This is a genomic window from Actinacidiphila sp. bgisy167 (assembly GCF_057707665.1).
On the sequence record NZ_JBYIQP010000021.1, the window covers coordinates 79,945 to 91,438 of the forward strand.

Genomic DNA, 11,494 nt, shown 5'->3' on the forward strand with positions numbered 1-11,494 from the left:
ACATGTGGTTCAGTGGAGTCCTGCCAAGCGCAGGAGCAGGGACTTCACTTCGGTGGCCGCGACGCGGCCACCGACGGCATGCGGGACGGAGCAGATGATGAGCGGACCTTCGTCGTCGCTCGCCGGGAGACGGCCGTGGCTGCCGCGAATAGGCGAGGGATCGAGCGGCACGACCGCCATGCGGTAGCGCATGCCGAGCTTCTTGCGGGCCAGGGCAGTGGCGGCCTTGACGCGGACGTAGGGATCCTCGGGGTCCATGAACAGCTCGACGGGGTCGTAGCCGGGTTTGCGGTGGATCTCGACGAGCCTGGCGAAGTCGGGCGCCCTGTCGTCGTCGAGCCAGTAGTAGTACGTGAACCAGGCGTCCGGCTCGGCCACGGCGACGAGTTCACCGGAGCGGGGGTGGTCCAGGCCGTAGCGCTTCTTGCCCTCGTCGTCGAGGAGTTCCGCGACGCCGGGCAGAGTGGCGAGGACCTTGCGGGTGGCCTCGAGGTCCTCGGGACGTCGCACGTACACGTGCGCGATCTGGTGGTCGGCGACCGCGAACGCACGGGAGGCCATCGCGTCGAGGTATTCCATGCCGTCCTGTGTGTGGACCTCGAGCAGCCCGGCGTGCCGAAGCTCGCGGTTGATGTCCACGGGCCGGCTCACGGGTGTGATGGCGTATTCGGAGAGCGCCACCACCGTGCGGCCCTCCCGGAGCGCGTCGTCCAGGAGCGGGGCCAGGGCCTGGTCCAGCTCGGTGGCCGCGCGGCGGGACCGGGGGTCGTCAGGGCCGAAGCGCTGCAGGTCGTAGTCGAGATGCGGGAGGTAGCACAGGGCGAGGTCGGGTGTGCGGGTCCGCAGGATGTGCCGGGTGGCGTCGATGATCCAACGGCTGGAGACCAGGTCGGCTCCGGGGCCCCAGAAGTGGAACAGGGGGAAGGTGCCGAATGCTTCGGTCAGCTCGTCATGGAGCTCGGGGGGCCTGGTGTAGCAGTCGGGCTCCTTGCGGCCGTCGGCGTAGTAGACGGGGCGCGGCGTGACCGTGACATCGGTGTCAGCGCCCATGGCGTACCACCAGCAGATGTTGGCCACGGTGTATCCCGGGTGGACGCGGCGGGCGGCGTCCCACAGTTTGTCGCCGGCGACGAGGCCGTTGTGCTGGCGCCACAGCAGGACCTCGCCGAGTTCGCGGAAGTACCAGCCGTTGCCGACGATGCCGTGTTCCGCGGGCGGCGCACCGGTGAGGAAGGTGGACTGGGCGGCGCAGGTCACCGCGGGCAGGACGGTTCCCAGCGGAGCGCGCGAGCCGGTGCCCGCGAGACGTTTCAGACGCGGCATGTGGTCAAGGAGCCGGGGAGTGAGGCCGACGATGTCGAGAACGAGGAGCGGGGACGGCCCAGCGGCGTCGGTCATGGGAGTTCCTTCAGGCCGAGGTCGTGGAGGAGGTCGCGGGCGAGGCCGAGCTCCGCGGCGATGCCGTCGGCGAGCTGGGCCCTGGTGCGCGGGCGCAGCTCGGCGGGCAGGGCCTGCCATGTGTAGGTCTCGACCTCGAGGTGGCGGGTCAGCGGGGTCGGCCCGCCGACGAGTCGGGCCAGGACGTCCTTGAGGACGGGAACGGTGGAGGTGAGCGGTGGCGCGGGCGAGGCGTGCAGGGGCACGTGGAAGTGGGCGCGCCAGGGCGCGCCGGTGGGAAGCGGCCCTTCGGTGAGCGCCTGGTGGAGGTCGTCGGTGCCGTGCAATCCGCCGGCGGTGCGGGCGCGCGTCTGGTGGAGGAAGCGGGGTTCGGAGAAGGCGGCGAGCGCGTCGCGTACGCCCTGCAGGTGAGGGTGCTCTGCGTGGAGAGCGGCGGAGAGCTGGACCTTGGGAATGGTGATGCCCGCTGCGGTGAGCGCGTTCAGCGCGGCGGCGGGTTCTTCGAAGGAGGTGGCGAGGTGGCAGGTGTCGACGCACACGCCGATGCGCGGGTGGGCGATCGCGCTGAGGGGCTCGATCGCGTCCGTGGTGGTCTCGACGATGCACCCGGGTTCGGGTTCCAGGGCGATCCTGATGGATTTGCCGGTGAGTTCGGCCAGCGCGTCGAGCCGTTCGGCCAGCGTGGTCAGGGCGGCCCTGGCGGTCCGCGCGGCGCGGTCGTCCCAGGGGGTGCGCCAGGCGAGCGGGAGGGTGGAGATCGAGCCTTCGCCGACGTCGGCGGGGAGCAGGGCGGCGAGGAGGTCGGCGAGGCCGCTGGTGTAGGCGAGCCGATCCGGTTCGGTCCAGTCCGGTCGGTACACCCGGTACTTGACCTCGGCGGCGCCGAAGCCCTGGTAGGGGAAGCCGTTGAGGGTGACGACCTCGAGCCCGCGGCGGTCGAGTGCGGTACGCAGGCCGCGCAGTGCCGCCGGATCGGTGTGGAGGGCGTGCGCAGCGTCCTTGGCGAGCCACAGACCGATGCCGAGGCGGTCCCGCCCGAGCCGTTTCCGGACCGGCTCGCAGTGGTCGCGGAGCTGGGAGAGGACTCCCTCGAGCGTTTCGGCGGGATGGACGTTGGTGCAGTAGGCCAAGTGAACGATCGAGCCGTCGGGGTGCCGGAAGCGCATCGGTGCTGCCCCCTCATTCCCCGCCGCGGAGGATGGAGTTCCCCTCGTGCAGGTCCCCCGGGGCGGGGGTGTCGAGCTGCAGTCTTCCGCTGCTGCCGTAGAAGGCGACGGGGTTGCGCCACAGGACCTGGTCGACGTCGTCCTCGGTGAAGCCGGCGGCGAGCATCGCGTCGGCGGTCCGGCGGGTCTTGAGGGGGTCGCTCTTCCCCCAGTCCGCCGCCGAGTTGACCAGCATCTTCTCTGTGCCGTAGGTCTTCAGCACGGTGACCATGCGGTCCTCGTCCATCTTGGTGTCGGGGTAGATGGAGAAGCCCAGCCAGCAGCCGCTGTCGGCGGCCTCCTTGACCGTGGTCTCGTTCAGATGGTCGAGCACGACCCGTTCGGGGTCGAGTGCCGACTCGCGGACGACGTCGATGGTGCGGCGCATGCCCGCGAGCTTGTCGCGGTGCGGGGTGTGGACGAGGGCGGGCAGCCCGTGGTCGGCGGCGAGTTGGAGCTGGGTGGCCAGGGCGGCGTCCTCGGCAGGGGCCATCGAGTCGTAACCGATCTCGCCGACGGCCACCACGTTGTCCTTGACGAGGAAGCGGGGCAGCTCGTCGAGGACGGGCAGGCACCGCGGGTCGTTGGCCTCCTTGGGGTTCAGGGCGACGGTGCAGTGGTGGGCGATGCCGTACTGCGCGGCGCGGAAGGGTTCCCAGCCCAGGAGGGAGTCGAAGTAGTCGAAGAAGGACTCGGGGGAGGTGCGCGGCTGGCCGAGCCAGAAGGAGGGTTCCACCAGGGCGCGGACACCGGCGGCGTACATGGCCTCGTAGTCGTCCGTGGTGCGGGAGGTCATGTGGATGTGGGGGTCGAAGATGCGCATCAGGACTCCTCCGTCCGGGACGTCAGGGCGAGGACGCGGTGGAGGTCCGCGGGGACGGGCCGGCCCGCGGCGGTGCGTTCCGCGGCGTAGTCGCCGAGCATGCGGGCCAGTTCGGCGTCGCCGTGCGCCCTCTGCTCCAGCCGGGAGGCCGCGGCCAGCGGCACTCCGGTGAAGAGGCACTTCAAGAGGGCGTGACGCCAGGTGTGCGGATCGAGGTGCGCGGCGGCGTAGGGGCCGACGGCGGCGGCGACCAGCCGCGTGTCGTTGGTGCGCAGGGCGTCCTCGATCAGGGGCACCCCGCAGGCGGGGGCCGGCTCGAGGTGGGCCAGCGCCAGGAGGACGGCGCGGCGTTCCGCGGCCGTGCCCTGCCGGTACAGACGGGTCAGGGTGGCCGCGTCGGCGCGAGCCTCCCGCAGGAGGAGCACACGGACGCCGTCGGCGTGCTCCTGGCCGCAGTGGCGGCCCGCGGAAGCGAAGTGCCGTTCCCAGGCAAGCGGGGTGGAGGGTGGCGTGGGGGTGTCGCCGTCCGTGGCTCCGCCGGGGGCGGCGGCTCGGGCTTCGGCTAGGGCCGCGTCGAGCCAGGCGCGGGCGGGGTCGCCGAGCCGGCCGGGGAGGCCTTCGCGGGTGGGTGTCGTCATGCCATGGCTCCGTTCGTGGGGGTGTGGGAGCGCAGGAAGGGAAGGGAGGCGCGGGCGAGTTCGGGGCCGGCATGGGAGTGCCGGGGAAGTTCGACGACGGTCAGGCCCTGGTAACCGCTGTCCACCAGGGCCTGGAGAACGGGTGGGAAGTCGATCTCCCCGTCACCGAAGGGGAGGTGTTCGTGGACGCCGCGGCGCATGTCCTCGATCTGGACGTGGCGCAGCCAGGGTGCGGCCTGCTTGACGCAGTCGGCGGGGGCCAGCGGCTCCAGGCACTGGCAGTGGCCGATGTCGAGGGTGAGCCCGAGGGGTTCGGGGTCGCCGAGCAGTCCGCGGAGATGGTGGAAGTCGGCGAGGCAGGCAAGGAGGTGACCGGGCTCGGGCTCGACAGCGAGGGGGATCCCCGCGGTGGACGCCGCGTCCAGAACGGGTGCGAGGGCGTCCTGGAGGCGCTGCCAGGCGGTGGCGGGCGAGGTGCCGGCAGGCATGATCCCGCTGAAGCAGTGCACGGCGTGGGCCCCGAGGTCGGCGCCGACCTGGACGGCTCGCACGAGCAGCCGGGTGCGCGCGGCGCGGGCGTCGGGGTCCGGGTCGAGGAGGGAGGGGCCGTGCTTGCGGCGCGGGTCGAGGACATAGCGGGCGCCGGTCTCGACGGTGACGTCGAGACCGAGGAAGGACAGCCGTTGCGCGAGGCGCCGGGTACGGGCGGCGAGGTCGGGGGCGAGGGGATCGAGGTGCATGTGGTCGAGGGTGAGTCCGACGCCCTCGTAGCCGTAGTCGGCGAGGAGGGCGATGGCGTCGTCGAGACGGAGGTCGGTGAGGCCGTTGGTTCCGTAGCCGAAGCGCAGGCTCATGTGGGGCTCACCTTCCTGGCGACGCGACGGGCGACGGGACCGAGAGCGAGAACGGCCATCGCGGGGACCCCCGCGCCGGAGCGGGCGGCCAGGGCGGCTTGCAGCGGGATCATGGCGCGTATCCCGCCGCCGACAGCGCGCTGGGTGAGGGGCGGTGACGGGTTGAGGGCCGCGTGCAGGAAGGGGGTGAGCGCGGTGCCGGCGTAGGCGGCGGAGGCCAGTTCCGTGACGAGGCGGGGCAGTGCCGGTGCCTGCCTGGTCGGTGGCGCCGGTCGCCCCCGCAGGGTACCGCCCGCCCCGTGCCGGGCGGTGCCCTGGGCCGGGCTGGCCGACGCGCGCAGGTGGCGCACCGTCCGGGCGGCGTCGACGGTGACGGCGGCGATCGCCGTGGTCGTGACCAGCGCGGCGAACGGTGCCGCGCTGGAGCCGCCCTGGGTCTCGTTGCGGGAGACGGTGGTCACCGCGTAGGTGTGCGCGCCGAGCAGGGCGGCGTGGGGCAGCGCGGCGGGCAACGCCCGGGGACGGGTGGCCGCCGCACCGAGCACCAGGTCGAGGGCACGCGCCGCGGCCATGGCGGCGGGGCCGGCCGCCGTGTGCTTCAGGCGTAAGTCGTACGCCCAGACCGTGGCCGCGAGGGTGGTGGCGAGGGTGAGCGGGATACGTCCCGCGCGAGCCGCGAGCGCCAGGCCGGCCGCCGTGAGCGCTGTGGCGGCCGTCAGTGCGGCGGCCGGGCTGATCCGACCCGACGGAAGGGGGCGGTGAGGGCGGTCGACGGCGTCCTCGTCGCGGTCGGCCCAGTCGTTGAGCGCCATGCCCGCGTGGTAGAGGCACAGCGAGGTGCCGATGGCGAGGAAAGTCCCGCGGCGAGGCGCCTGTCCGGTCGCGGCGGCGCCCGCGAGGGCGTCGCCGGGAACGGTGAACAGTGCGGACACACGCAAAAGTTCGGCCCAGTCCCACAGCCGCGCGCGCGGCGCGGGCTGCACCGCGCCGGCATCGCCGGCACCCGCTGCGGCGTCGGTGGTGACGGCGTCTTCGCTATCGGTGGCAGTGGCAGCCGTGGCGGGGGCTCTTCGGTGGCTGCCGGCCCTGTGGGCGGCCGCTGCCTGATCCGTGCCCGCGCTGCTGTCCGGGGCGGCTCCCTCCTCCGCCCCGGACACAGGCGTGGCGCGCTCCCCCGTCCGCGCGGCGGCCTCCGCGGCCGTGCCGCCCTGTAAGCGGCGCGATGGGCCGCGCGTGGCGAAGGCCGTGACGACGCCGAGGGCGGCCACGACGGCCAGGGTCCGCAGTCGCCGCGCGCCGGCAACCGTCACCGGGAATCCCCCAGCCTGGTGGCGAAGTCCAGCAGTTCGCCGTACTGCTCCGACAGGGACGCCGGGGCGCCCGGGTCGGGGTCCTTGAAGTAGAAGGCGAGCTCCGGGAGGGGACCGCTGATGCCGGCCTCGTGGGCCCGGGCCGCGAAGCGGGCGAGATCGATGACGAGCGGGGCCGCGAGGGCGGAGTCGCAGCCCTGCCAGGTGGTCTGCAAAACCATGCGAGTACCGAGGAAGCCGTCGAAGGCGATGTGGTCCCAGGCCGTCTTCCAGTCTCCGAGGGCCGGGACGTCGTCGATGTGCACCTCCCCCTGCGGGGCGGCGCCGAGGGCGTCGGCGAGGACGCGCTCCTTGCCCGCGTTCTTCGCGGCGGCCGCGGCCGGATCGGCGAGGACCGCGCCGTCGCCGCCACCGAGCAGGTTGGTGCCGGACCAGGCGCGCACCGCCAGGGCGCGTTGCACGAACATCGGCGCCAGGACGGAGCGGAGCAGGGTCTGCCCCGTCTTGCCGTCCCGCCCGGCGAAGGGAAGGCCGCGGGAGCGGGCCGCCTCGGCGAGGGCCCGGGTCCGTATACCGGTGGAGGGGGTGAAGTTCACATAGGCGCATCCGGCCTCGACGGCCGCCGCGGCGTAGAGAGAGCTCGCCGGCAGGCGGTCGCTGCCGGGCTCGGGGACGGGTTCGGTGGAGGCCACGTTGACGACGACGGTCCGGGCCAGGCCATTGCGCCGGGTGAAGGCGGTGATGTCGGCCGCGAACGCCGCGATCAGCTCCTCGTCGCCGCGGGTGTCGCCGGGGATCGGTCCGCCGGTGCGGATCTCCTGATCCGCGGCGGCGAGTTCGGCGTGGAGCGCGGTCGGCAGGCCGTGCGGCAGTACGCCGCCCTCGGCGAGTTGTTCCGCCCGCTTGCCCAGCGGGCAGGCGGCTGTGTCGTGGCCGCCGAACACCAGGGACGGCAGCGGTGCGAGTCCAGCCGCCGCGAAGGGCGGGGTCTCGCTCACCATGCCCGTCGCGGGGTGGAGCCCCGCGCTGACCGCCGCGCATCCCGCGACGGCGGTGGTGGCGACGGAGCCGCGGGCTCCGATGAGCCAGACGCCGGTGCGCGGGGGCGAGGAGTTGTCCGATGCCGGTGCCGGAGCGGACGGATTCGTCACGGCTGCCTCCCTGGTGCGAGTGGTGGGTGGCGGCGGGCGGGGGCACGGCGTCTCCCCGCCCGCCGCCGGCTCGTGGGTGCCGGCAGGACCCGCCCTACGAGGAGGGCAGTTCCTTGATCTGGATGTTCCGGAAGGACACCTGGTCGTCGGCCCCGTGGTTCTGCAGGCCGATGTAGCCGTCCTTCAGGCTGCGGACCGGATCGGTGTTGGTGAAGTCGTTGATCTTGACTCCGTTGAGGAAGACCTGGACCCGCTCACCCTGGACCTTGATCTCGTAGCTGTTCCACTGGCCCGGGGGACGCAGCACCTGGTCACGGGCCGTGAGGTTGGCCGACTTGAAGGTGTAGATCGAGCCGGTGGTCCGGTCGGGGGCGTCGGTGGCGTCGATCTGGATCTCGTAGCCGTTGTCCACCGCGGACCACGGGTCGTCGGAGGCCGGGAAGCCTACGAAGATCCCGGAGTTGTCGTCCCCGTCCAGCTTCCAGTCCAACTTCAGCGAGTACGAGCCGAACTGCTTGGCCTGGTACCACAGCAGACCCATGCCGCCCTCGGTGCGCAGTTCACCGTTCACGACGTTGAACTTGCCGGGGCCCGCCTGCTTCCAGCCCTCCAGGGTGTGGCCGTTGAACAGGTCGCGGTAGCCCTTCTGCGGCGTGCAGTCGGCCTTGACCTGTCCGACGGCGTAGCGCAGTCCGCCCAGCAGGTGCTGGCGGAAGGCCGGCTCGGCGTAGGACTCCTTGGTGTGACCGCCACCGGTGTAGAAGGAGCGGCCGGACTGGTAGGTCTGGCACCACGCGATGGGGTGGTCGCCCTTCATCGTGCCGCCCTGGTAGGTGGTCTCGTCCAGGGTGGCGAGGATGCGGGCCTGGCCACGCGGGTTGGTGCGGTAGTTGTACCACTCGTCGGTGCGCTCCCAGCCGGCCGCGTCAAGGTGCGCGGTGGCCGGGTGGTCGTGGTCCTCCGCGCGGACGGTGGCCTTCTGGATCTGCGGGTGCGACTGGAAGTAGGCGCCGACGAGGCCGCCGTAGAAGGGCCAGTCGTACTCGGTGTCGGCGGCGGCGTGCACGCCCATGTAGGCGCCTCCGCCCTTGACGTAGTTCTCGAACGCCTGCTGCTGCTCGGCGTTGAGGACGTCACCGGTGGTCGACATGAACACCACCGCGTCGTAGCGCGCCAGGTTGTTGCTGGTGAACTGGCGCGGCTCCTCGGTGGCGTCGACGGTGATGTTGGCGGTGGCGCCGAGCTCCTTCAGCGCGGCGACGCCGGTGGGGATGGAGTCGTGGCGGAAGCCCGCCGTCCGGGAGAAGACCAGGACCCGCTTGGCGGCGCGGTCGGCCGGCACGTCGGAGATCTCGAAGTCGTCGAGGTCGTAGAGCGCTCCGGAGCCGCCCTTGAAGACCAGGAAGAGCTCGGTGGTCTTCTTCGGCACGGCGCGCAGCGGTACGTCGATCTCCTGGAAGGTCTCCCAGCTGCCGGTCACCGGGACGGGGGCGGAGCCCAGGATCGGGCCGGTGGCCGAGCCGGTGCGCACCTCGAGGAAACCGCCGGAGCCGCCGGAGGAGACCCGGGCGGTCAGCCGGACGGAGCCGGTGAGGTTGTACGGCTTGAAGGAGATCCAGTCGTCGTTGTCGATGTTGCCGACGGTGCGGCCGCCGTGGGCCTCGGCCTTGTCGAAGAGGTCGACGCCGGACGAGGAGGTGAAGTGCTCGGCCTGCCGGTGGCGCGGCTGCAGCTGCGCCTGGTCATGGCCGGCGAGCGCCTCCTGGCCGCCGCCTCCGCCGTCGGTGTACTCGGCGTCGATGACGCCGAAGATGTTGGCGTTGGGGTCGTGGCCGCCGTCGGCGGACGTCTTGATGGTGCCGGAGCAGCCCTTGACGGAGGTCAGGGGGTGGCCGTGGCTGTCATGGCCGAGGACGTAGTTCACCGTGACCTTGGAGCAGTCGATGGTCCCGTCCTCGGGGTCGGTGACGGTCACCTTGAACGGGATCTCGTCGCCGAACTCGAACAGGTGGCCCTCGGCGGGCAGGTCGAGCGTCACCTTGGGCGCGGTGTTGCCGACGACGACGTGGGCACTGGCCGTCGCGGTGCGCCCGGTCGGGTCCTCCACCGTGAGGGTCGCGGTGTAGGTGCCGTTCTTGCGGTAGGTGTACGCCGGGTTCGCCGCGGTGGAGGTGCCGCCGTCACCGAAGTCCCAGCTGTAGGAGAGCGTGTCGCCGTCGGGGTCGGTGGTGCCGGCCGAGGAGAAGGTGACCTTCAGCGGCGCGGTGCCCGAGGTCTTGCTGGCGGACGCCTCGGCGCTCGGGGAGCGGCCGTCGGTGGCGTTCTCGATCCGGTAGAGCCCGGAGTACTCGTCGCCGCCGAACCAGGCGGTGCCGTAGTCGAGGACGTACAGCGCGCCGTCGGGGCCGAAGGCCATGTCCATGATCTGGGTCCCGGTCCACGGGACGTCGTTGATGGACTGGACGGTGCCGTCCTCGCCCTGCTCGATGCGCTTGATCCAGCGCCGCCCGAACTCGCCGGCGAAGAAGTCGCCGTCGTAGGCCTCGGGGAACTTCACCGGGGAGTCCAGCTCGGGGTCGTACCGGTAGACCGGGCCGCCCATCGGGGACTCGGAACCGGAACCGAACTCGGGAACGGAGCCGCCGTCGTAGGGGATCCACGCGGCCTGCGCGGGCGGCAGGTCGGTCAGGCCCGTGTTGTACGGGGAGTCGTTCTTCGGCGCGGCGCAGTCGAAGGTCTCGCCCGACTGCCCGGTCGCGAAGTCGTAGTCGACGTACGGGTCGTTGTCACCGGTGCAGAAGGGCCAGCCGAAGTTGCCGGCCTTCGTCACGCGGGCGAACTCGACCTGGCCGCCGGGGCCGCGCCCGGGGTTGGCCGTTCCGGCGTCGGGACCGTAGTCGCCGACGTAGGCGATGCCGGTCTTCTTGTCCACGCTGAAGCGGAACGGGTTGCGGAAGCCCATGGCGTAGATCTCGGGCCGGGTCTTCTCGGTGCCCGGGGCGAAGAGGTTGCCCTCGGGGATCGTGTACGACCCGTCGTCGGCGACCTTGATCCGCAGCAGCTTGCCGCGCAGGTCGTTGGTGTTGCCCGAGGTGCGGCGCGCGTCGTAGGCGGGATTGCGGCCCGGACGGTCGTCGAGGGGTGAGTAGCCGTCGGAGGCGAAGGGGTTGGAGTCGTCGCCGGTCGACAGATACAGGTTGCCCTCGGCGTCGAAGTCGATGTCACCGCCGACGTGGCAGCAGATGCCGCGCGTGGTGGCGACGTCGAGGACCTTCTTCTCGCTGGCGAGGTCGAGGGTCCAGTCGTCCTTCAGCGTGAAGCGCGAGAGCCGGTTGACGCCCTCGAACTTGGCGAAGTCGGCCGCGGTGCCCTGGTCGGGCGCGTCGCCCGCGGGGGTGTCGAGCGGGGGCGCGTAGTAGAGGAAGATCGCCCGGTTCTCGTCGAAGTTCGGGTCGATACCGACGCCCTGCAGGCCTTCCTCGTCGTGCGTGTAGACAGGGACGGTGCCGATGACGGTGGTCTCGCCGGCCGCGTCGGTCCTGCGCAGCTCGCCATCCCGCGAGGTGTGCAGCACACTGCGGTCGGGCAGGACCGCAAGCGACATCGGCTCGCCGGTCTCCGGCTCCCCCTTGGCGAGGGTGACCTGCTGGAACTGCTCCGCCGCCGCTGCCGCGGGCTCCGTGCCGAGGGACCGGGCGAAGGCTCCCGAGGGGGCGGAGACGACGAGGGACGTGGCGGCCAGCAGGCCGCCGGTGAGGAGCGCGAGTCCTTGCCTGAATCGGGTTCTTGGTGCTGCGGACCGTTTTCTGTGCACGAATGTCCTCCGGGAAGGTCGTACGGGCGGATGCAGCTGCCGTGCGGAAGATCCGGGGACCGGCGTGCGCCGCCACGCTGGTCGGAGGTGCCGTGTGCAAGGACCGGCCTTGTGTTTCAGGCTTGTGTCCTGTGCACCTCAGGGACGGTAGCCGGGTTCGTCCAAAACCGGAAGCCCTTGTGACGCGATGAAGTTGAACTTTCTCCCGGGTCAGGACAAAGGCGTGCCCGGGCAGCCCGACAGGCCCGGCGGCGATGGCCGCCGGGCTGCGGACTGCTGGTGGTGACCTGGGGTGACGCCC

Annotated in this window: 8 protein-coding genes; all 8 read right to left on the reverse strand. The window is 71.9% G+C overall.

The annotated features are described in order from the left end of the window. Positions 1-9: 9 nt before the first annotated feature. Complete coding sequence (locus tag AC3ET4_RS11350) at positions 10-1,398, reverse strand: alkaline phosphatase family protein (protein WP_431948567.1); 1,389 nt, start codon at positions 1,396-1,398, stop codon at positions 10-12. Then, positions 1,395-2,564: a metabolite traffic protein EboE gene (eboE, locus tag AC3ET4_RS11355; protein WP_431948568.1), complete on the reverse strand. Its 1,170-nt coding sequence runs from the start codon at positions 2,562-2,564 to the stop codon at positions 1,395-1,397. Before eboE ends, AC3ET4_RS11350 begins: the two co-directional genes overlap by 4 nt. Before the next feature lie 13 nt (positions 2,565-2,577). Beyond that, on the reverse strand, positions 2,578-3,426 hold the full coding sequence (locus AC3ET4_RS11360; RefSeq protein WP_431948569.1) for a TatD family hydrolase: 849 nt from the start codon (positions 3,424-3,426) through the stop codon (positions 2,578-2,580). Further along, a complete protein-coding gene (locus AC3ET4_RS11365; protein ID WP_431948570.1) occupies positions 3,426-4,064 on the reverse strand; it encodes an EboA domain-containing protein in 639 nt (212 codons plus the stop codon). Before AC3ET4_RS11365 ends, AC3ET4_RS11360 begins: the two co-directional genes overlap by 1 nt. Beyond that, the gene (locus AC3ET4_RS11370; protein WP_431948571.1) at positions 4,061-4,918 is read right to left on the reverse strand and encodes a sugar phosphate isomerase/epimerase family protein; all 858 of its coding nucleotides are present in this window, start codon (positions 4,916-4,918) and stop codon (positions 4,061-4,063) included. The genes AC3ET4_RS11365 and AC3ET4_RS11370 overlap by 4 nt, the downstream gene beginning before the upstream one ends. Further along, positions 4,915-6,228, reverse strand: coding sequence for an SCO3242 family prenyltransferase (locus tag AC3ET4_RS11375; protein WP_431948572.1), 1,314 nt, complete (start codon positions 6,226-6,228; stop codon positions 4,915-4,917). Before AC3ET4_RS11375 ends, AC3ET4_RS11370 begins: the two co-directional genes overlap by 4 nt. Further along, a complete protein-coding gene (locus AC3ET4_RS11380) occupies positions 6,225-7,379 on the reverse strand; it encodes an inositol-3-phosphate synthase (RefSeq protein WP_431948573.1) in 1,155 nt (384 codons plus the stop codon). Before AC3ET4_RS11380 ends, AC3ET4_RS11375 begins: the two co-directional genes overlap by 4 nt. Positions 7,380-7,473: 94 nt before the next feature. Beyond that, complete coding sequence (locus AC3ET4_RS11385) at positions 7,474-11,193, reverse strand: ThuA domain-containing protein (protein WP_431948574.1); 3,720 nt, start codon at positions 11,191-11,193, stop codon at positions 7,474-7,476. Between the last annotated feature and the right edge of the window lie 301 nt (positions 11,194-11,494).